We start from the raw sequence: 19,868 nt of genomic DNA, 5'->3' as shown, positions 1-19,868 counted from the left end.
CTTGTCGACGCTGCTCTCTCAGACGGTCAACGGCCTGGTGCTCGGTTCGCTGATCGGGCTGATCGCCCTGGGCTACACGATGGTCTACGGCATCGTCCAGTTGATCAACTTCGCCCACGGCGAGGTGTTCATGGTGGGCGCGTACGGCGGGCTGGCGACATCCACCTACCTGCTGCCCGGGTTCCTGGCACAGCAGTGGTACCTCGCGTTGCCGCTGCTGCTCGTGGGCGGCGCTGCGGTCTCGGTGGCGGTGGCGGTGGCGATGGAGCGGTTCGCCTACCGGCCGCTGCGTGACGCGCCGCGGCTCGCGCCGTTGATCACGGCGCTCGGGGTGTCGGTCGCGTTGCAGGAGGTGGTGCGGGTCTTCTACCCGGGGGCGATCTCGCCGCTGCCGTACCCCCGGGTGTTCGTCGAGGGCGCCTACGTCCTCCCCATCGGCGACGGCGTGCCGATCCGCTACACCGGCGCGCTGATCATCGTCGTGTCGGTGGTGCTGGCGATCGCCTTGCAGCGGTTCGTCGACCACTCGCGGCTGGGGAGGGCGATGCGCGCCATCGCGCAGGACCGGGACACCGCGCGGTTGATGGGGATCGACCCGGACCGGGTCATCGTGGCGACGTTCGCCCTCGGCGGGGTGCTGGCGGGGGTCGCCGGCATCCTCTACGGCGCCGACCTGGGTTTCGTCAACATCGACATCGGGTTCCAGACCGGGATCTTCGCGTTCACCGCCGCCGTGCTCGGCGGGATCGGCAGCATCCGGGGCGCCGTGGTCGGCGGGCTGGTGGTCGGGCTCGTGAAAGCGCTCGGGGGGCAGTACCTGCCGGGCGGCACCGCCTACGACTACGTCTGGATCTTCGTCGTGCTGATCGCGGTGCTGGTGTTCCGGCCCCAGGGTTTCTTCGGGGAGACGGAGCGGGTGCGGGCATGACGATCGGTACAGCGACCCCTGTCAGCACTGCGCTGCGGTTGATCGGCGGCCTGCTCACCGTCGCCGGGACGTGCCTGCCGTGGGCGACCTTCGTGTTGAACGACGGTCCGTATCCGGGGAAGGCCACTCTCGAGTTCTTCACGGAGCCGCTCGGGGTGGAGGGGTACCGGCTGCACCTGCTGGTCTTCGGGGTCGCGGCGGTGGTGCTCACGCTCGTGCCGGTTCCGGGGCAGGGGCGGATCCTGCGCGCGCTGGGTGCCGGCGTCGTCGCCGTGAGCGCCGTCAACGGGCTGTGGATCGCGGTGGACGGCGGCGGGCTCGGAGCCGTCACCCTCTCCGAGGGGGACGTGGCGTTCGGGGCTCCCGTCGCGGTGGCGGGCGGAGCTCTGATCGTGGCGGCGGCCGCACGTGATGCGGCGGCACCGGTGTGGCTGTGGCGGTTGTCCCCGTGGTGGGAGCGGCTCGTGCTGCTGGGTGTGTTCGTGCTGCTGCTGATCCTGGTGTCGGCGCTGCTCACCAGCGGCGGGCAGGGCGGCGCGGCGAACATGTACGCGGGCGCGGTGTTCCTGTCGTTCCTCGCCGCCGCCGGGGCCGGGACGGGTGCGCTGCACGCGTCGGGGCTGTTGTCGTGGGTGGCGGCACTGTCGGAGCGTCACCGGGGGTTCGGCGTCGGCGTGCTGCTGCTGTGCGCGCTCGCGCTGCCGTTCACCGAGGCTGGCAGCGAGTACTGGATGACGGTGGCGGCGAACATCGGCGTGTACGCCGCCACCGCGATCGGGCTGAACATCGTGGTGGGCCTGGCCGGACTGCTCGACCTGGGGTACGTCGCGTTCCTGGGGATCGGGGCGTTCGTCGCGGCGAACCTGTCCGGCGCCGCGGCGTCGAAGATCGGGATCGCGCTGCCGTTCCCGCTCGTGATGGTCATCAGCGCGGTGGTCGCGGGGATCTTCGGCGCGATCGTGGGGTCGCCGACGCTGCGGGTGCGCGGCGACTACCTCGCGATCGTCACGCTCGCCTTCGGCGAGATCTTCGTCCGCGTGGCCCAGAACGACATCGGCGGGCTGACCGGGGGCTCGAACGCGATTCCCGGTGTTCCATCGCTGTCGGTGTTCGGCCAGGCCTTCGACGACCAACTGGTCATCGGCGGCATCCGGTTGGCGCCCGGCGTGCTCTACTACGCGCTGATCGTGCTCGTCGTGGCCGGCGCCATGCTCGTCTTCTCCAACCTGAAGAACTCGCGGTTGGGGCGGGCGTGGATCGCGATCCGCGAGGACGAGGACGCCGCACGCGCGATGGGCGTCCGCACCGGGCCGATCAAGGTCCTCGCGTTCCTCGTCGGCGCCGTGCTCGCCGGGCTCGCCGGCGCGTTCTTCGCGCACAAGACGGCCACCGTCTCGTACGAGAGCTTCCGGTTCATCGAGTCGGTCACCCTGCTCGCCGCGGTGGTACTGGGCGGGATGGGGACGATCCCGGGTGCGGTGCTCGGTGCGTCGATCCTGTTCGTGCTGCCGGAGAAGCTGCGGGAGTTCTCCGACTACCGGCTGCTGCTCTTCGGGATCGCACTCGTCCTCATCATGCGGTTCCGGCCGCAGGGCCTTGTGGCCGACGCCCATCGGCGGGCGGAGCTCGCACCGGGAACGGAGCAGCCCACCGTCGTGCTCCCCGTGGTCCCGGCGAAGGCGGGCGCCTGATGTCCGAGCAGCCGACGGTGGAGTTCGGTCGTCCGCGGGTGGGCGGCCGGCCGATCCTGCAGGCCACCACCGTGTCCATGCGCTTCGGCGGCCTCACCGCCCTGAAGGATGTGTCGTTCACGCTCGCCGAGGGCGAGATCATCGGCCTGATCGGACCGAACGGCGCCGGCAAGACCACCCTGTTCAACTGCCTCACTGGGCTGTACACGCCCACGTCGGGCTCGGTGGTGTTGCGCGGGGCGCCGCTGCCGCAGGACCCCGCGCGGGTCACCGAGCGCGGGGTGGCCAGGACGTTCCAGAACATCCGGCTCTTCCCGAGCATGACCGCGGAGGAGAACGTGCTGGTCGGACGGCACTCCCGGATGAAACAGGGCCCGCTGTCCTCGCTGCTGCACGGGCGGGCGTTCCGGCGCAGCGAGGCCGAGGCCGCGGCGCGAGCGGGCCAGCTGCTGGCGTTCGTCGGGCTGAGTCGGTTCTCCGGCGAGCTGGCCCGCAACCTGCCCTACGGCGACCAGCGCCGGCTGGAGATCGCCCGGGCGCTGGCGACCGATCCGGCGGTGCTGCTGCTCGACGAGCCGACCGCGGGCATGAACGCCCAGGAGACCGCGGCCGCGCGTCAGCTGGTCCTCGCGATCCGTGACCTGGGGGTCTCGGTGGTCGTCATCGAGCACGACACCAAGTTCATCTTCGGCCTGTGCGACCGCGTGGTGGTGCTCGTGCGCGGCGAGGTGCTGGTCGAGGGCCCGCCGGGGCGGGTGCGCGGCGACCCACGGGTCGTCGAGGCCTACCTGGGGACGCCGGCCGACCGGGTCGGTGGAGGGCGGCGCAGGTGAGTTTCCTCGAGGTCCGCGATCTGACGGTCGCCTACGGCGCGATCCAGGCAGTGCGGGGCGTGTCGTTCTCCGTCGGCCGAGGTGAGATCGTCAGCCTGATCGGCAGCAACGGCGCGGGCAAGACCACCACCTTGCGCACGATCTCCGGTCTGCTGCGGCCCGTCTCGGGCGAGATTCTGCTGGACGGCGAGCCGATGCATCGCTTGCCCGCGCACGAGATCCTCGCCCGCGGCGTGGCGCACAGCCCGGAGGGGCGGCGGCTCTTCGCGCGCATGACGGTGGAGGAGAACCTGCGCCTGGGGGCCTACACCCGTCGCGACGAGCCCGGCGTGGTGGCCGACATGGAGCGGATCTACGCGCTGTTCCCGGTGCTCGGCGACCGCCGGGGGGACAAGGCCGGCCTGTTCTCCGGCGGTGAGCAGCAGATGCTCGCCATCGGCCGGGCCCTGATGTCGCGCCCGCAGCTCCTCATGCTCGACGAGCCGACGATGGGGTTGTCGCCGATCATGACCCGGACGATCCTCGAGACGGTCCACGAGCTGCGGGAAGCGGGCACGACGGTGCTGCTGGTGGAGCAGAACGCCCCGGCGGCGTTGTCGCTGTCCGACCACGCCTACGTGATCGATCTCGGCCGCACCACCTTGTCCGGCACCGGGCCGGAGCTGCTGGCCGACCCGCGCGTGCGCGCGGCCTACCTCGGAGACGGTGTCACGAGTTGAGGCGCGGACGATTCACACGACACGGACGTGGCGGTGGCGAAGGCCGGGGTTGTTCTGCACGTTCGAAAGGATCGGGCGCTGGCGGTCAGCTGACCGGTCGGGTGAGCTGCCGCCATCCGTCCGCCGTCAGGGCGTGGGGCGGCGCTCCTGAGCCGGCGAGGCGTCGCCACAGCCCGGGCGAGACGAGCAGGCAGGCCGCGACTACTCCGACCAGCAAGGCGCCGCCGGGATCATCGCCGATCGGGAGCAGCTCCTCGTGGCTGTGCGTGTACCACCCGCGCTGCGTCACGGCCCGCGTCAGCTCACCGAGCAGGTGCCGCCGCCCTCTTCCGAGCTCGGCGTGTCGTACCAGCGCCATGAGCAGCATGTGGGTGCGCACGCCTGGCCGGGGTTCGGCGATCGGGCCGACCTGCTCGCCGAGCGAGACGGCCAGCCAGCGGCGCACGAGGTCGGCTCCGGCGAGCTCGGCGTTCACCGGCTCGACCAGGCGTGGGTTGAGATCGATGTAGCGCACCTCGCCCGAGCCCTCGTCCACCACGGCGTCGAGGGAGAGCGGGCCGTGCCAGTCGAGCGCGGCGCCGAGCCGAGCGAGATGCTTTGCGACGTCCGGGAGGACCACCGACTCCTTGGCCGACGCGCTGCCCTGCACGCCCTCCCGGCGGCGCAGGGCGGTGTGCAGGCCGACGAGCGTGCCGTGCCGGAACAGTGCCTGGACCATGACGAGCGGACCCGTCACCCGCCGCTGCACCAGCACCTCGCCCCCGCCGGCGAAGACCTCCCGGACGGCCGGGTCATCGGCGATCCGGCCGAGAGCGGCCTCGTCCGCGGCGAGCCACACACCGCGGCTGCCCGTCGCGACCGGCACCTTCACGTAGGCGGGAAGCTGCTCGGCCCGGGCGACCAGCTCGCCGGGCCCGCGGACCAGCAGGGTGTCCGGCTGGGGAAGGCCGAGATCGGCGAGTAGACGGACCGCGTCGGCCTTGTCCTGGACCCGACGGACCGCGGCGAAGCGGGGCACGGCGAGCCCAGGGACGAGCCCAGCGAACTCATCACGGTGGCGAGCGATCGCGACGAGCTGCTCGTGGGTGGGCAGGAGCACGTCGTAGGGGTGCTCCCGCAGCACGTGGCGAAGGGCGTCGAGGTGGGCGAGCGGGTCGGCGGCGAACGCCGGGGCGCGGTGGCGGCGGCGCACCCACCGGGAGTACCGGGTGAACGAGAGCCCGCCGCTGTCCATGACGTCGACGCGATGGCCCTGCCGGCCGAGCACGGTGAGCACCTCCCGGGCCGAGGCACTGGACGACTCGGTGAGCAGGACCCGGTAGCGGGCTTGGTCAGGCATCGGGCAGCGCCTCCCGGTTCCGCACCGCGGTCAGCAGGACGATCCCGCCGGCCAGGAGGAAGGCCAGGATGGACAGCCACGCGGTGCGATGGCTGGCGGTCCACTGGAGCGTGAGGGCGTAGGCCGCCGGGCCGAGGAAGGTCAAGCAGCGGGCGACCACCTCGAAGATCCCGAGGTACACGGAGACGTGCTCCGGTGGCACCAGGCCGATGAACATCGAGCGCGACAGCGCGTACGTGCCGCCGACGATGAGGCCCGCACCCGCGCACAGTGCGGTGAAGAGGCCGGGCGACCGGGCCGGCATCAGCCCGCCCACCACGATGACCACCGACCAGACCGCCACCAGCGATCCCAGCACGGCACGCGCGCCGTAGCGCCCTGCAACGCGGCCCAGCGCGGCCGTGCCGGCGACGGCGGCGAACTGGACGACCAGCACGACGGCGATGACGTCGCCCTGGGTAAGCCCCAATCCCAGCACCGCATACGTGGCGATGAGCGCGGTGACCGTCTGGGTGCCGTTGTTGTAGAGGAAGAACGCGACCAGGAACCACGCCGCGCGCCGCCGCTCGCGCAGCTGCCGGACCGCCGTGAGCAGCCCGCGGAACGAGCCATTGGCATCAGCGTCGGGCCGGCCATACGCCCGCAGCAGCCAAATCGCGACGACCGTGAACACGAGCCACCACAGCCCGACGCCGACCATCGCCACGCGCGCCGTGTCGTCCTCACGAAGACCCCACACCTCCTGGTTGACCTGCAGGATCAGGGCAGCCACCAGCAGGAGACCGCCGCTCGCGAAGCCGGCCGCGGATGCAAGGGCCGAGGTGTTGTCCCGCTGCGCGGGCCCCGCGATGACGGGAAGGTAGGTGTTGACGACGCCGATCGACGCCCCCAGCGCGACGGTTGCGAGGACGTACAACGCTCCGACCAGCACGTAGTCGGTGCCGCCCGTCATGGACATGCCGAGCGTCGCCGCCGCCCCGGTCAGCGCCGGAACGGCCAGCACCGCCCCCTTCTCGCACCGCCGGGTCAGCGCGGCCGCGACGGGCAGCACGACGACCTGCACGACGATCGCGAGGCTCACCAGGTACGGGTAGTAGGAGCCGGCAGGGACGGGGATACCCAGCGGAGTCACGCGTCCTTGCACGTCGGCGGCCCGCTCCGCGACGGCCGTGACGTACGGACCGAAGAACACCGAAGTCAGCACCGTCGTGAAGACCGCGCTCGCCCAGTCGTAACAGTAGAAGCCGAGCCGCCCGCGCCGGGTCGCCCCAGCGGCAGTCGGGCCGGCGCTGAGCGCCACTGATCCCCTGATCACGATCTACATCGTATATACGTTGTATAGCGACGGTTGGAGATCCCCGTCACACGACCGACGACAGGCCTGGTTAACGGTGGCGGGCGAGCTCGATGAGTGCGCGGAGATCGGCGAGATCGGCCTCGAACTCCGCGTCCCAGTCGATGGGCTGGTCGAGGTACTCGGCGAGGCGGTAGTGCCCGGGCGCCTCGGCCAGGGCGAGCTGCGCGCGTCGGCTGCGCGGGTCGAGGGTGCCGCGGCTGAAGCGGCCGTTGACCTCTGACGCGGCGAAGCCGATCACAAAGGTCGAGATCAGACGCTCGATCCGAGGCACGTCGGCCTCGGGAACACCGGCTTCGAGCACCGCCCCGTACACGACATCGGTCGCCCGCACGGCCTCCGGCGTCACCGACGGGCGGGAGAGCAACAGCGCAAAGGCGCTGGGGTGGTCGATCGCGAGCGCGCGGAACCCGCGGGCGAGGGCGGAGAGCCGGCTCCACCAGTCAGCGTCGACGGGCAACGAGTCGACCAACGGCAGCAGCTTCGCCAGCAACACGTCGACCATCCCGTCGAGCAGCGCCTCCTTGCCCGCGACGTGCGGGTACAGCGCCATCGGGCTGACCCCGACACGCTGCGCCACGGCCCGCATCGTGACAGCCGAGAGCCCTCCTTCATCCGCGATGGCCAGCGCGGCCTCGAGGATCCGCCGCCGCAGATCGGTCACTGATACAGCGTAGATCCTTCGGTATGCCGGTCTAGGGCTTCACCGCGAGCACCGGCCGGTCGGCCTCGAGGAGGATCCGCTGCGCGCTGCTGCCCAGGATGAGCTTGCCGACGGGGGAGCGGCGGCGCAGGCCGACGACGATCACCGAGGCGTCCGCGTCGGAGGCCGCGCGGAGCACCTCGTCGGCCAGCTCCCCGCGGCGCGCCTCCTGCACGAGCCGCATCGCGACCCCGGCCGCCTCAGCCCTGGCAGTGAGGTCGGCGACCAGCTCCGGTGGCGCGACGTCGGCGCTCACCGGGGCACCGTCGCGCGGCGAGTTCAGGACGAGCAGGTCCTCCCCGCGCCTGCGGGCCTCGTCGAGGCCCGCGGCGAACGCGGCCTCGCCCTCCGCGTTCGGGACGAATCCGACGAGGACGGTCATACAGTCTCCTTCGATTCGGAGCGGCGCCGCGCCAGCGCGGCCCGGACCAGGGGGAGGAGGGCGACCACCAGGAACGCGGCGAGCAGCGTGCCGGAGATCGGGCGGGTGACGAACCCGGTGGCATCGCCCTCGAAGATGATCAGCGACCGGCGCAGGGACTCCTCGAGCAGGGAGCCGAGCACGAACGCGAGCACGAGCGGGCCCGGCTCGAACCCGAGCTTCTTCATCAAGTAGCCCACGGCGCCGAAGAAGATCACGAGCATGATGTCGAAGACGTCGTTGCCCACGGTGTAGACGCCGATCAGGGTGATCAGGACCGTGATCGGCGCCAGGATCGTTGCGCGTACGCGCAGGATCCGCACGAAGAGGCCGACCAGCGGGATGCTCATGATCAGAAGCAGGATGTTCCCGATGTACATCGAGTTGATCACGCCCCAGAACAGCTCCGGGTGCTCGGAGACCAGCTGAGGGCCGGGGCTCACGCCCTGGATGAGCAGCGCGCCGAAGATCACCGCCATAGTCGCGTTCGCCGGGATGCCCAGCGTCAGCAGCGGGATGAACGACGAGGTGGCCGCGGCGTTGTTCGCGGTCTCCGGTGCCGCGACGCCCTCCACCGCACCCCGCCCGAAGCGTTCCGGGTGCTTCGACCGGCGCTTCTCGAGGCCGTAGGCGGCGAGCGAGGAGATCACCGCACCGCCGCCCGGGAGGATCCCGAGCACGAAGCCGATCACCGATCCCCGGCCGATGGCCCCGGATGACGCCCGCAGGTCGGCGCGGGACGGCCAGACGTTCGCGACGCGCGCGGGCGCCTGCACCGAGCGGTGGCGCTCCTCGAGGTTGTAGAGGATCTCCCCGAGCCCGAACAGGCCCATAGCGATCGGTACGAAGTCGATGCCGTCGGCGAGCGAGAGGTTGTCGAAGGTGAACCGCGCGGCTCCGGTGAAGCCGTCGCGCCCCACGGTGGCCAGCAGCAGGCCGATGCAGGCGGCGACGAGCGCCTTGAGCCGGTGGCCGCTGCTGACCGTCGCGACCAGCAGGATGCCCAGCAGGGCAAGGGCGGTGTACTCGGGCGGGCCGAAGTCGAGCGCGAAGCCCGCGACGATCGGTGCGAGCAGCGACAACGCGATGATCGACACCGTGCCGCCGATGAACGATCCGATCGCGGCGATGCCCAGCGCGGTGCCGGCCTTGCCTTGGCGCGCCAGCGCGTGCCCGTCGAACACGGTGACCACCGACGACGCCTCGCCCGGCAGCCGCAGCAGCACCGACGTGATCGTGCCGCCGTATTGGGCGCCGTAGAAGATGCCGGCGAGCATGATGATCGCGGTCACCGGCTCCAGCCCGAACGTGATCGGCAGCAGGATCGCGATCGTGGCCGCGGGGCCGAGCCCTGGCAGCACCCCGATCAGCATGCCGACGACCACGCCGATGAGACAGAACAGGAGGTTGGTCGGCTCCAGCACCACGCTGAAGCCCTCGACCACCGGAGTCAGGTCCACGCGCTGAACTCCTCAGAACATGTGCGGGATCGGGACCGCGAGCAGCCCGACGAAGACGATGTAGAACGCGAGAACGGTGGCGAGGCTGGTGACGATCGAGGATCGCCACGACTCGCCGCCGAGGAACTTCAGCCACACGAACATCAGCAGCGCCGCCGGGATCTCGAATCCGATCAGCGAGATCACCGTGACGAATGCGATCATGGTGGCGAGGCCCGCGAGGACGAGCCAGCCGGCGCGGGTGAACCGCTCCGCGTCGTGCATCCGCCCCGTCAGCGCCAGCAGTCCCAGCCCGAGCACGACGAGCACGACGCTCACCAGGAAGGGCCACGTCCCGGTGCCGGGGGCGCGTGGGCTGCCGACCCCGAGGGCGAGTGAGCCGGCGAGCGCGGCCACCCCGAGCCCCAGCACCGCGATCCCGACGACGACGTCCGTCACCCGCCCGGCGACCGGTGGCCGGAATTCGTGCTCGGCCTCCTCCACCTCGTGGATGGCGTCCGAGAGTCGCGCCGCCGCGGCCGGCGTCGACTCCTCGGAGCTCACCCCTGCCCGCCCAACTTGATGCCGTACTGCTCGGTGACCCGGCGGTAGCTGTCCAGGCTCCCGGTCCATTGCGCGCGCAGCTCCTCGCCGCCGACCTCGTTGGGCGTGAGCTGGTTGTCGGTGTTGAACTGCTTGTACGCGTCGGTGGCGAACGCCTTCTGGAACGACGCGCGCAGCCGGTCCAGCACCGCGGGCGGGGTGCCCTTCGGCGCCGCGACGGCGCGGGACTGCTGCACCGGGACGTCGTAGCCCGCCTCCACCGCGGTGGGGGTGTCGGGCAGGTAGGAGGGGCGCTGCCGGGCGAACGTCACGATCGGCGTGAGCGTGCCCGCCTGGATCTGCTCCACCGCCTCGCCGAGCTGGATCGAGCCGACGTCGACCTGGCCGCCCAGCACCGCGGTGAGGGTGGGGGAGCCCCCGTCGAACGGCACGGCGCTGGCGGGGATGCCGGCCTGGCTGAACAGCAGGGCCTGCGACAGCTCGCTGCCGGTGCCGACGCCGGTGGTGCCGTAGGTGATCGGGCGGCCCGCGTTCGCCAGGTCCTGCACCGTGCGCAGGCCGGAGGACGGCGCGGTCACGAGCACGTAGTCGTCCTGGGACACGCCGGTGATGATCTCGTAGTCCGCGACGTCGACGGCCTCCTCGGGGGAGACCGCCAGTGGCGTGATGTAGGCGAGGCTCCCGTTGAAGATCATCAGCCGGTGGCCGTCCGGGGCGGCGCTCGCGAGCTCGCGGGCGGCGAGGGCGCCGTTGGCGCCCGGCCGGTTCTCGACGACGACCGGCACGCCGAGGTCGTCGGACGCCGGTTCGGCGAGCGCACGGGCGATCAGGTCGGTGCTGCCACCGGGGTCCGCTCCGACGAGGATCGTGACGGGGTCGCCGCCAGGGAACTCCGCTGCGTCCTCGGAACTGCCGGAGCCGAGGTTGCCGCCGCAGGCCGTGAGCGCGACGGCGAGGGCGAGCCCGAGCCCGATCGAGGGCCAGCGGCGCCCAGCGAGGGTCCTGGTCATGTCGTTCTCCCCTTCGAGAAGCCGCGTTCCTTGCCGGGGCAGCCTAGGAACGGCGGTCATGCCTGTCCAAATCCGATGTGGCATGGATTGATACCGTTCGTGCATGGCCTACACGCTCGAGCAGCTGCGCGGGTTCGTGGCCGTCGCCGACGAGCTCCACTTCGGCCGGGCCGCCGTCCGCCTGAAGATGACGCAGCCACCGCTCTCGCGGCAGATCCAGAAGCTGGAGCGGGCCGTCGGCGCGCAGCTGCTCGTGCGCGACAACCGGCGGGTCAACCTCACGGCCGCAGGCCGAGTGTTCCTCACCGAGGCCCGGCGGCTGCTGGCACTCGCCGACGCGGCCCCCGACCTGGCGCGGCGCGTCTCGTCAGGGACCAGTGGCGTGGTGCGCATCGGGTTCACCGCGGCGTCCACCTACGGCGTCCTCGGTGAGCTGCTCAACGAGCTCGGCCGTCGGCTGCCCGATGTCGACGTGGATCTGGCCGAGATGGTCACCCGCGAGCAGGTGGCGGCGCTGGCCAACCGCGAGATCGACATCGGGCTCGCCCGCCCGCCGTTCGACCGCGACACGTTCGACTCGCGGCTGCTGCACCGCGAGCCGATGCTCGTCGCGGCGCCTGCCGGCCACCGGCTGCTCACGCTCGACCGCGACGTGACCGCGGACGACGTCGTCGGCGAGCCGGTCATCATGCACTCGCCCACGAAGGCCCGCTACTTCTACGACCTGATCGCGGGTGTCGTTCCGATCCCCCATGAGGACATCGTCCACAGCGTGAGCCAGGTGCTCACGATGCTCTGGCTCGTCGCCGCGGGCCGGGGCATCGCGTTCGTGCCGGCATCGGCGACCCGGCTGCGGATCGAGGGCGTCGGTTTCGTGCGGCTTGCGACGCCCGTGCCCGAACCGGCGGAGCTGCACCTGCTGTGGGCAAGGGAGTCGGCCAACCCGGCGCTGTGGCGGGTCCTCGACGTCCTCGGAGGCTACTCGTAATGCTGGACAGGTATCGCACCATGCGGAACTGCTCTTGGACAGGCATCGTCGGTGTTTCTACGGTGACCGCGTGACGCTGCTGCCCCCGGACGAACTCGCCGACCGGCTCCGGTCCGGCCTGCTGTCCTTCCCGGTGACCCACTTCGACGCCGACCTCCAGTTCGACGAGCCCCGCTACCGGGAGCACCTGGCCTGGCAGGCCGGGTTCGACGTGGCCGGCCTGTTCGCCGCCGGCGGCACCGGGGAGGGCTTCTCGCTCACCCCGCCCGAGGTCGACCACGTCGTCCGCACGGCCGTCTCGGAGGTCGGTGACCTGGTTCCCGTCGTCGCGCCGGCCACCGGGGGCACCGCGCTCGCCGTGGCGCAGGCGAAGGCCGCGCAGGACGCGGGCGCCTCGGGCGTGCTGCTGTTCCCGCCGTACCTCACCGAGGCGGGACAGCGTGGCCTCGCCGAGCACGTCAGCGCCGTGTGTCGCGCCACCGACCTCGGCGTGATCGTCTACAGCCGGGCGAACGCCGTGCTGACCGACACGACCGTCGCGGAGCTCGCCGAGCGCAACCCGAACCTGGTCGGCTTCAAGGACGGCGTCGGCGACATCGAGCGGCTCACCCGCATCTACGCCCGGCTCGGCGACCGGCTGACCTACATCGGCGGCCTCCCCACCGCCGAGACGTTCGCGCTGCCGCTGCTGCAGCTGGGCGTGAGCACCTACTCCTCCGCGCTGTACAACTTCCTGCCCGAGTTCGCGCTGCGCTTCTACGCAGCGGTTCGCCAGCAGGACCGGGAGACGGTCTACCGGCTGCTGTCGGAGTTCGTGATCCCGTACCTCGACATCCGCGACCGCGAGAAGGGGTACGCGGTATCGATCATCAAGGCGGGCCTCACGGCGGTGGGGCGGGACGGCGGCCGCGTGCGTCCGCCGCTCACCGACCTCACCGAGGACGAGCGCGCCGAGCTGGCGACACTGGTGCAGAAGGTCTCCTGATGACCGGCGCCCAGACGGTCGCTCGGGTGGAGGTCGTGCCCGTCGCCGGGCACGACAGCATGCTGCTCAACCTGAGCGGCGCGCACGGCCCGTTCTTCACCCGCACGATCGCGATCGTCACCGACAGCGCGGGACGCACGGGCGTCGGCGAGGTGCCAGGGGGCGAAGCGATCCGCCGCACGATCGCGGATGCCGCCGAGCTGCTAGTCGGGAAGCCGGTGGCCCGCGCCGGGTCGCTCCTGCGGTCGGTTGCCGAGGGATTCGCCGACCGGGACGCGGGCGGCCGCGGCCTGCAGACCTTCGACCAGCGCACCACCATCCACGCCGTGACGGCCCTCGAGTCGGCCCTGCTCGACCTGCTGGGCCAGCACCTCGGCGTCCCCGTTGCCGAGCTGCTCGGCGAGGGGCAGCAGCGTGACTCGGTTCCGGTGCTCGGCTACCTGTTCTATGTGGGTGATCGGCGCGCCACCGACCTGCCCTACGTGGCCGAGGAGAACCCCGCCGACGACTGGGAGCGGCTGCGCCGCGAGCCCGCGCTGACCCCGAAGGACGTGGTGGCGCTCGCCGAGGCGGCGCGGGCCCGCTACGGGTTCGCCGACTTCAAGCTGAAGGGCGGTGTGCTCTCCGGCGAGGAGGAGGTCGCCGCCGTGCGCGCTCTCGCCGCCCGCTTCCCGGATGCGCGCATCACCCTCGACCCGAACGGCGCGTGGCCACTGGCCGAGGCGATCGAACTCTGCCGTGACCTGCACGACGTGCTCGCCTACGCCGAGGACCCCGTCGGCGCGGAGGGCTCCTTCTCCGGCCGGGAGACCATGGCGGAGTTCCGCCGCGCCACCGGCCTGCCCACCGCCACCAACATGATCGCCACCGACTGGCGCCAGCTCGCGCACGCCGTGCGCACGGATGCCGTCGACATCCCGCTCGCCGACCCGCACTTCTGGACCATGCGCGGCTCCGTGCGCGTCGCGCAGCTGTGCTCCTCCTTCGGGCTGACCTGGGGCTCGCACTCCAACAACCACTTCGACGTGTCGCTCGCGATGTTCACCCACGTCGGAGCGGCGGCTCCGGGACCGATCACCGCGCTCGACACGCACTGGATCTGGCAGGACGGGCAGGCGCTCACGCGTGAGCCGCTGCCGATCCGCGACGGCGCGATCGCGGTACCGACCGCGCCCGGCCTCGGCGTCGAGCTGGACCCCGATGCCCTCGCCGCCGCGCACGAGCTCTACCGCGAGCACGGGCTGGGCGCGCGCGACGACTCCGTCGCGATGCAGTACCTCGTGCCGGGCTGGGAGTTCGACCCCAAGCGCCCGTGCCTCGTCCGCTGACCTGCAAGAGGAGCAGCATGACCCCCGTTCTCGACCGGATCGACTCCGTCACGCTGTCGTCGGTGACGCTGCCGCTGCCGACCGGCATCAGCGACGCGAAGGTGCTCACCGGCCGGCAGCGGCCGATGACCGAGATCGCGTTCCTCTTCGCCGAGATCACCACCGAGGCAGGGCTGGAGGGCGTCGGGTTCAGCTACTCGAAGCGAGCAGGCGGACCGGCCCAGTTCGCCCACGCCCGCGAGGTCGCGCCCGATCTGATCGGGGAGGACCCCAGCGACATCGGCAGGCTGTGGACCAAGCTCGTATGGGCGGGGGCCTCCGTCGGGCGCAGCGGCGCGGCCACGCAGGCCCTCGCCGCGATCGACGTGGCGCTGTGGGACCTCAAGGCCAAGCGCGCAGGCCTGCCGCTGGCCAAGCTGCTCGGTGCCCACCGCGACTCCGTGCGCTGCTACAACACCTCGGGAGGCTTCCTCCACGAGCCGATCGAGCAGGTGCTCGACAACGCCACCCGCACGCTCGCGTCCGGCGTCGGCGGCATCAAGATCAAGGTCGGGCAGCCGGACTCGGCCGAGGACCTGCGCCGGGTCCGCGCCGTCCGCGAGCACATCGGCGGCGCGCCGCTCATGGTGGACGCCAACCAGCAGTGGGACCGGCCCACCGCGATGCGCGTCGGGCGCGCTCTGGAGGAGTTCGACCTCGTGTGGATCGAGGAGCCACTCGACGCATACGACGCCGAGGGGCACGCCGCGCTCGCTCGCTCGCTCGACACCGCGATCGCGTCCGGCGAGATGCTCACCAGCGTCGCCGAGCACGCCGAGCTGATCCGCCACGACGCGGTCGACATCCTGCAGCCCGACGCCCCGCGCATCGGCGGTATCACCCAGTTCCTCAAGCTCGCAGCACTCGCCGAGCACCGCAACCTGCAGCTCGCGCCCCATTTCGCGATGGAGATCCACGTCCACCTCGCTGCCGCCTACCCCAGCGAGCCGTGGGTGGAGCACTTCGACTGGCTCCACCCGCTCTTCCCCGAGCGACTGGAGATCCGCGACGGGCGCATGCACCTGTCCGACCGCCCCGGCCTCGGCGTCACCCTGAGCGAGCAGGCGAGGGAGTGGACGGTCGACAAGGTCACGCTGGACAAGCCCCGCTGACCCGCCCGCTTGACTCGCGCAGGACGCGAGTCCAGCGTCCTGACACGTTCAAGTCGTGCGTTCCGACGCGGTGAGGGCACCGTCTCGGCGATGTACGGGGCCGCGACCGCGTTTCGATCTGCACAACGGACCCGAGCGGCCCTACTCTGCGCAGCATGGCGCGGTACTTCGACGTCCATCCGGTCGATCCCCAGCGGCGTGCGATCAGCCAGGTGGTCGACATCATCAGGAGCGGGGGACTGATCGCGTACCCGACCGACTCGTGCTTCGCGCTCGGCTGCCAGCTCGGCGACGCAGCGGGGGTCGATCGCATCCGCAAGATCCGCCGCCTCGACGACAAGCACCACTTCACGCTGGTCTGCAGCGACTTCGCGCAGCTCGGTCAGTTCGTGCACATCGACAACCGGGTGTTCCGGGCCGTCAAGGCCGCGACGCCGGGCAGCTACACGTTCATCCTCCCGGCCACCAAGGAGGTGCCGCGCCGGATGCTGCACCCCAAGAAGAAGACCGTCGGGGTACGCATCCCGCAGCACACCGTGGCGCAGGCGCTGCTCGCCGAGCTGGGGGAGCCGCTGCTGTCGTCAACCCTGCTCCTGCCCGACGAGCCGGAGCCCCTCACCCGGGGCTGGGAGATCAAGGATCAGCTCGACGGCGTCCTGGACGCGGTGCTCGACTCCGGCGACTGCGGCACCGAGCCCACCACGGTCGTCGACTTCTCGGGTGACGAACCCGAGATCGTCCGCCGCGGGGCGGGCGACCCGTCACGGTTCGAGTAGCGGCGCCACGCCGCCGCAGGCGCGGTTCAGGAACGCCACGTTCATGTACTCCACGTTCATGTACTCCACGTTCATGAACGTGGCGTTCCTGAACCTCCGGGGCCTGTACGAGCGCTCACCCGCCCGCCATCGCGCCGACCACCAGGAACGGCTCCTTCCCGGTCGCCACCTCGCCGGGAAGGGGAGCGTCCGGTTCGTCGTGGGACAGGTCCTGCTCGCAGGCGAAGAACCGCACGAAGGCGCGGCGCCGCCGCGTGTCGTGGTCGCGGATGGTGCCCCGCAGCACCGGATGGCGGGCCTCCAGGGCGTCGAGCACCGACCGCTGGGTGACCGGGGCCGGCACGTCGAGGCGCACCTCGCCGTCCACCCGCGCCAGCTTCCGCAGGTGTGCGGGCAGTTTCACCCTGACCGTCGCGGTCGTCACGCCGCTCATGACAGCGTCTGGACCTGCACCGACAGCACCGCAGGCAGGTTCGAGACGATCGGCGCCCATGTCTCGCCCGCGTCGGGTGAGGCGTAGACCTGCCCACCGGTCGTCCCGACGTAGACACCGCAGGTGTCGAGGGAATCGACCGCCATCGCGTCCCGCAGCACGTTGACGTAGCAGTGCTCCTGCGGCAGGCCCTTCGTGAGCGGCTCCCACCCGTTCCCGCCGGTGCGGCTGCGGAACACCCGCAGCCGGCCGTCGGGCGGGAAGTGGACGGAGTCGCTGGTGATCGGCACGACGTAGATCGTGTCCGGTTCGTGCGCGTGCACCTCGATCGGGAACCCGAAGTCGCTGGGCAGGCCCTCGCCGATGTCGTACCAGTTGGCGCCGCCGTCGTCGCTGCGCATCACGTCCCAGTGCTTCTGCATGTAGAGCGTGTCGGGACGGTCCGGGTGCATCGCGAGGTGGTGCACGCAGTGCCCGACCTCGGCGTCCTCGTCGGGGATGCCCTCGGACCGCAGGCCGCGGTTCGCCGGCTCCCACGACGCGCCGCCGTCCTCCGTGCGGAAGACCCCCGCTGCGGAGATCGCGACGTGCATCCGGGCCGGGTCACGGGGATCGACGAGGATCGTGTGCAGGCACATCCCGCCGGCCCCCGGCTGCCAGCTGGGGCCGGAGCCGTGCTCGCGCAGGCCCGGCAGCTCCTGCCAGTTGGCGCCGCCGTCGGTGCTGCGGAACAGCGCCGCGTCCTCGACGCCGGCGAGCACGGTGTCCGGGTCGGTGGCCGACGGTTCGAGGTGCCAGACCCGCGCGAACTCCCACGGGTGCGGCGTGCCGTCGTACCACTGGTGGGTGCCGGGCACGCCGGTGTAGGTGAACTCGTTGCCCATCGGCTCCCACGTGGCTCCGCCGTCGTCGGAACGCTGCACGACCTGCCCGAACCATCCGCCCGACTGCGACGCGTAGAGCCGGTTCGGATCGGCGGGCGAGCCGGCCACGTGGTAGATCTCCCATCCCGCGAAGTGCGGCCCGTCCACCTCCCACCGCTCGCGCGTGCCGTCCGCGGTGAGCACGAACGCTCCCTTGCGCGTGCCCACCAGAACCCGCACTCCGGTCATGGCAGTCCTCCTCGCAGTTCGGTCGTCCGGCCGGGTTCTTCACGCCCGGCGCAGACTTGTGACCTCCCACGGCAGCCGAACTCATCGGTGGGCGTGCGCTTCTACCACTTGACCGCGGCGAGGCCGCCGCTCGCCACCCATCCGTAGGCGGAAGGCGCCCGAATGGGCTACGGTGCGTGCCATCCGGCGCAGGTCAGGACACGTCCGGGCCGCCCGCCGCAGGAACGCGCGCCCTGAGCGCACTTTCCCCGCAGGCGGTCGGTGGAAGCCCGTTGCGAGGTAGCGTGCGTCGCCGAGGGCAGCCGGCCACGTGCCCCGAGCGTGATGCACGTCACGCCGCTTCGGCGTGAGTCGGCGCGAGGCATCGACCCGTGGGAGAGGACCGACTGGTGGACAGGGGTTACGAGGGAGACTCGGGCTACCTCGCGCACCTCGGATCCGCTGCTGGCACCGACCGCTGGGATGCCCGCGCGGGCGGCAGCTTCGAACGTGGCGTCGATCACCCCGTCGATCGTGCTGTCGATCGTGGGGGCGACGACGCCGCGGCCGGGGTCGCACGGCGGCTGCAGGCCCGGCTCGACCGGCACATCTGGCTGCTGGAGCGGCTGCAGGCCGAGCAGCTCTACCCCGAGCCGCCCGGCCTCCCCGAGCTGCAGGACACCGCGCGCCGGATGCATCGCGACGTCGAGGGCCTGCTGCTGCTGGCCGGCCACGAGCCCGGGGTGCGATCGGCGGGGCCGCGCAGGCTCGGCGACGTCGTCTCCGACGCCGCCGCCCTCGCCGAGGAGCCCCGCCGGATCGAGGTGCGGTCCGCCCCGTCCGCACTCGTGTCCCCGGCAGCCGCGGTGGAGTTGGTGCACGTGCTCGCCGAGCTCGTCGACCACGTCACCGCGGTGTACCCCGGCGCGCGCATCGAGCTCGCGAGCCACCTGGACACCGCGGCCAGCCGGAGCTCCGGCAACGGGGGCGCCACGGTCGACGTCATCGTCGACGGCGCGGCCCGGTACGACCCCGACGGCCTCGGTGGCCGCAGGGCCGCCGCGGCGGCCGAGCAGCTCGCCCGGCATTCGCGCCACGGGATCGTGCTGCGCCGGCCTTCGGGCGGCCCGCCCCCCGCCGGATCCGGGCTCGTCGCGAGCGTGCACTGTCCGCCGGCGGCGGTCACGGTGGAGCAGCCGCCGCGGCCGTCGCCACCGCTGTCGCCTCCTCTGTTGCCACCGCCGTCGCCACGCCTGTCGCCACCGCCCTCACCATCTCCCGCGCCGCCGCCGCTGCCCTCGCCGGAGCCGCTGCTGGACCGCACCGGGCTGTCGTCGCTGTCCTCGTACGAGCTCGGCTTCGACGCCGGCGCAGGCGTCGGGCGGGCCGTGAACGGCACGAACGGTTCGAAGCAGGCCGGCTCGAGCTCGGACGAGCCGATCAACGGCACCCGGCCGTCGCTGTCGTTCGACGACGCGCCGGCCTACTCGCCCTCGTCCTCCTCGCAGGTGGACGAGCTGTTCGGGCCGCTGCTCGACCTGCCCCTCGAGCCGATCGACGACCGGTACGCCACACCGATCTTCGAGGCGATCGCGTCGGCATGGTTCCGTGAGGACGGGTCAGGGGGAGGGCCGGGCTCTTCCTCTCCACTGGACTGGCAGACGCCGCAGGACGACGAGTGGCGCGAAGCCGCTGCCCGGGCCGCCCGCCCCGAGCCCGAGCTCCCCACCACGTCCAGCGGTCTTCCCCGTCGCCGACCTGGCAACCAGCTCGTGCCGCCGCCGCGCAGCACCGAGCGGAACGGCCAGACGGGTCAGAACGGTCAGAACGGTCAGAACGGCGCGCAGCACGTCACCCCCGCGGAGCGCGCGCCCGACCGGGTGCGCGACCGGCTCAGCACCTACCAGCGCGGCCTGCGCGAGGGTCGGCACCGCGCCGTCGGTTCCGACGGCGGCACGGAGGCCGAGGACTGGTGACTAGTGTCCCCCGCCGGAAGTCCGCCGAATAATTCGGCGGCCCAGGCCCACGCTGGCCGCACCGGCCGACGGGCCGAGTACGTCCAGTACGAGGCCCGCCGTCCGGCGCACCCAGCGAGAACCTGGATCCACCGACTTA

19 protein-coding genes are annotated in these 19,868 nt (G+C 71.8%); 10 read left to right on the top strand and 9 right to left on the bottom strand.

The window, feature by feature from the left end:
- Nucleotide 1: 1 nt before the first annotated feature.
- The 4 genes from K1T35_RS25310 to K1T35_RS25295 are packed head-to-tail and all read left to right on the top strand — an operon-like array spanning nucleotide 2 to nucleotide 4,171.
- The gene (locus K1T35_RS25310) at nucleotides 2–928 is read left to right on the top strand and encodes a branched-chain amino acid ABC transporter permease (protein ID WP_255620685.1); all 927 of its coding nucleotides are present in this window, start codon (nucleotides 2–4) and stop codon (nucleotides 926–928) included.
- Nucleotides 925–2,619, top strand: coding sequence for a branched-chain amino acid ABC transporter permease (locus K1T35_RS25305; RefSeq protein WP_220254175.1), 1,695 nt, complete (start codon nucleotides 925–927; stop codon nucleotides 2,617–2,619). The genes K1T35_RS25310 and K1T35_RS25305 overlap by 4 nt, the downstream gene beginning before the upstream one ends.
- Nucleotides 2,619–3,452 (top strand): ABC transporter ATP-binding protein, encoded by an 834-nt coding sequence (locus tag K1T35_RS25300; protein ID WP_220254174.1) that lies wholly within the window; start codon nucleotides 2,619–2,621, stop codon nucleotides 3,450–3,452. Before K1T35_RS25305 ends, K1T35_RS25300 begins: the two co-directional genes overlap by 1 nt.
- A complete protein-coding gene (locus tag K1T35_RS25295) occupies nucleotides 3,449–4,171 on the top strand; it encodes an ABC transporter ATP-binding protein (RefSeq protein WP_220254173.1) in 723 nt (240 codons plus the stop codon). The genes K1T35_RS25300 and K1T35_RS25295 overlap by 4 nt, the downstream gene beginning before the upstream one ends.
- Before the next feature lie 85 nt (nucleotides 4,172–4,256).
- Here K1T35_RS25295 and K1T35_RS25290 read toward each other — a convergent pair whose 3' ends face one another.
- The 7 genes from K1T35_RS25290 to K1T35_RS25260 form a co-directional block, all read right to left on the bottom strand.
- Nucleotides 4,257–5,510, bottom strand: a complete 1,254-nt coding sequence (locus tag K1T35_RS25290) for a hypothetical protein (protein WP_220254172.1) — start codon at nucleotides 5,508–5,510, stop codon at nucleotides 4,257–4,259.
- Complete coding sequence (locus K1T35_RS25285) at nucleotides 5,503–6,825, bottom strand: MFS transporter (protein ID WP_220254171.1); 1,323 nt, start codon at nucleotides 6,823–6,825, stop codon at nucleotides 5,503–5,505. The genes K1T35_RS25290 and K1T35_RS25285 overlap by 8 nt, the downstream gene beginning before the upstream one ends.
- A 70-nt stretch (nucleotides 6,826–6,895) precedes the next feature.
- A complete protein-coding gene (locus K1T35_RS25280) occupies nucleotides 6,896–7,528 on the bottom strand; it encodes a TetR/AcrR family transcriptional regulator (protein ID WP_220254170.1) in 633 nt (210 codons plus the stop codon).
- A gap of 31 nt (nucleotides 7,529–7,559) precedes the next feature.
- Nucleotides 7,560–7,949 carry a universal stress protein gene (locus K1T35_RS25275; RefSeq protein ID WP_220254169.1) on the bottom strand — a complete coding sequence of 130 codons (390 nt, stop codon included), beginning with the start codon at nucleotides 7,947–7,949 and terminating at the stop codon, nucleotides 7,560–7,562.
- Nucleotides 7,946–9,448 carry a tripartite tricarboxylate transporter permease gene (locus tag K1T35_RS25270; protein ID WP_220254168.1) on the bottom strand — a complete coding sequence of 501 codons (1,503 nt, stop codon included), beginning with the start codon at nucleotides 9,446–9,448 and terminating at the stop codon, nucleotides 7,946–7,948. The genes K1T35_RS25275 and K1T35_RS25270 overlap by 4 nt, the downstream gene beginning before the upstream one ends.
- A 12-nt stretch (nucleotides 9,449–9,460) precedes the next feature.
- A complete protein-coding gene (locus K1T35_RS25265; protein WP_220254167.1) occupies nucleotides 9,461–9,991 on the bottom strand; it encodes a tripartite tricarboxylate transporter TctB family protein in 531 nt (176 codons plus the stop codon).
- On the bottom strand, nucleotides 9,988–11,001 hold the full coding sequence (locus K1T35_RS25260; RefSeq protein WP_220254166.1) for a tripartite tricarboxylate transporter substrate binding protein: 1,014 nt from the start codon (nucleotides 10,999–11,001) through the stop codon (nucleotides 9,988–9,990). The genes K1T35_RS25265 and K1T35_RS25260 overlap by 4 nt, the downstream gene beginning before the upstream one ends.
- 103 nt (nucleotides 11,002–11,104) lie before the next feature.
- Between K1T35_RS25260 and K1T35_RS25255 the strand changes: the two genes are divergently transcribed.
- From K1T35_RS25255 to K1T35_RS25235, 5 genes are all read left to right on the top strand, one after another.
- Complete coding sequence (locus K1T35_RS25255) at nucleotides 11,105–11,989, top strand: LysR family transcriptional regulator (protein WP_220254165.1); 885 nt, start codon at nucleotides 11,105–11,107, stop codon at nucleotides 11,987–11,989.
- Nucleotides 11,990–12,059: 70 nt separating this feature from the next.
- Nucleotides 12,060–12,974: a 5-dehydro-4-deoxyglucarate dehydratase gene (kdgD, locus tag K1T35_RS25250; protein WP_220254164.1), complete on the top strand. Its 915-nt coding sequence runs from the start codon at nucleotides 12,060–12,062 to the stop codon at nucleotides 12,972–12,974.
- Nucleotides 12,974–14,302 (top strand): enolase C-terminal domain-like protein, encoded by a 1,329-nt coding sequence (locus K1T35_RS25245; RefSeq protein ID WP_220254163.1) that lies wholly within the window; start codon nucleotides 12,974–12,976, stop codon nucleotides 14,300–14,302. The genes kdgD and K1T35_RS25245 overlap by 1 nt, the downstream gene beginning before the upstream one ends.
- A gap of 17 nt (nucleotides 14,303–14,319) precedes the next feature.
- Complete coding sequence (locus tag K1T35_RS25240; RefSeq protein WP_220254162.1) at nucleotides 14,320–15,453, top strand: mandelate racemase/muconate lactonizing enzyme family protein; 1,134 nt, start codon at nucleotides 14,320–14,322, stop codon at nucleotides 15,451–15,453.
- 155 nt (nucleotides 15,454–15,608) lie between these two features.
- The gene (locus K1T35_RS25235; RefSeq protein WP_220254161.1) at nucleotides 15,609–16,229 is read left to right on the top strand and encodes an L-threonylcarbamoyladenylate synthase; all 621 of its coding nucleotides are present in this window, start codon (nucleotides 15,609–15,611) and stop codon (nucleotides 16,227–16,229) included.
- A gap of 115 nt (nucleotides 16,230–16,344) precedes the next feature.
- Here the strand turns inward: K1T35_RS25235 and K1T35_RS25230 are convergent, their stop codons facing one another.
- Nucleotides 16,345–16,653, bottom strand: coding sequence for a MoaD/ThiS family protein (locus K1T35_RS25230; RefSeq protein ID WP_255620684.1), 309 nt, complete (start codon nucleotides 16,651–16,653; stop codon nucleotides 16,345–16,347).
- Between the two features lie 5 nt (nucleotides 16,654–16,658).
- The gene (locus tag K1T35_RS25225; RefSeq protein ID WP_220254159.1) at nucleotides 16,659–17,774 is read right to left on the bottom strand and encodes a sialidase family protein; all 1,116 of its coding nucleotides are present in this window, start codon (nucleotides 17,772–17,774) and stop codon (nucleotides 16,659–16,661) included.
- Between the two features lie 389 nt (nucleotides 17,775–18,163).
- On the opposite strand from K1T35_RS25225, the gene K1T35_RS25220 reads away from it, so the two are divergent.
- Nucleotides 18,164–19,729 (top strand): hypothetical protein, encoded by a 1,566-nt coding sequence (locus tag K1T35_RS25220; RefSeq protein ID WP_220254158.1) that lies wholly within the window; start codon nucleotides 18,164–18,166, stop codon nucleotides 19,727–19,729.
- The last annotated feature ends 139 nt before the right edge of the window (nucleotides 19,730–19,868 follow it).

The organism is Pseudonocardia sp. DSM 110487 (genome assembly GCF_019468565.1).
Taxonomy (GTDB): Bacteria; Actinomycetota; Actinomycetes; order Mycobacteriales; family Pseudonocardiaceae; genus Pseudonocardia.
This window is presented reverse-complemented; position numbering and strand designations above follow the sequence as displayed.

Excerpts from the sequence above, each read along its gene's own strand:
- K1T35_RS25305 (WP_220254175.1), top strand. The coding sequence starts at position 925 with ATGACGATCGGTACAGCGACCCCTGTCAGCACTGCGCTGCGGTTGATC.
- K1T35_RS25300 (WP_220254174.1), top strand. The coding sequence starts at position 2,619 with ATGTCCGAGCAGCCGACGGTGGAGTTCGGTCGTCCGCGGGTGGGCGGC.
- K1T35_RS25290 (WP_220254172.1), bottom strand. The coding sequence starts at position 5,510 with ATGCCTGACCAAGCCCGCTACCGGGTCCTGCTCACCGAGTCGTCCAGT.
- K1T35_RS25275 (WP_220254169.1), bottom strand. The coding sequence starts at position 7,949 with ATGACCGTCCTCGTCGGATTCGTCCCGAACGCGGAGGGCGAGGCCGCG.
- K1T35_RS25260 (WP_220254166.1), bottom strand. The coding sequence starts at position 11,001 with ATGACCAGGACCCTCGCTGGGCGCCGCTGGCCCTCGATCGGGCTCGGG.
- K1T35_RS25255 (WP_220254165.1), top strand. The coding sequence starts at position 11,105 with ATGGCCTACACGCTCGAGCAGCTGCGCGGGTTCGTGGCCGTCGCCGAC.
- K1T35_RS25245 (WP_220254163.1), top strand. The coding sequence starts at position 12,974 with ATGACCGGCGCCCAGACGGTCGCTCGGGTGGAGGTCGTGCCCGTCGCC.
- K1T35_RS25240 (WP_220254162.1), top strand. The coding sequence starts at position 14,320 with ATGACCCCCGTTCTCGACCGGATCGACTCCGTCACGCTGTCGTCGGTG.
- K1T35_RS25235 (WP_220254161.1), top strand. The coding sequence starts at position 15,609 with ATGGCGCGGTACTTCGACGTCCATCCGGTCGATCCCCAGCGGCGTGCG.
- K1T35_RS25225 (WP_220254159.1), bottom strand. The coding sequence starts at position 17,774 with ATGACCGGAGTGCGGGTTCTGGTGGGCACGCGCAAGGGAGCGTTCGTG.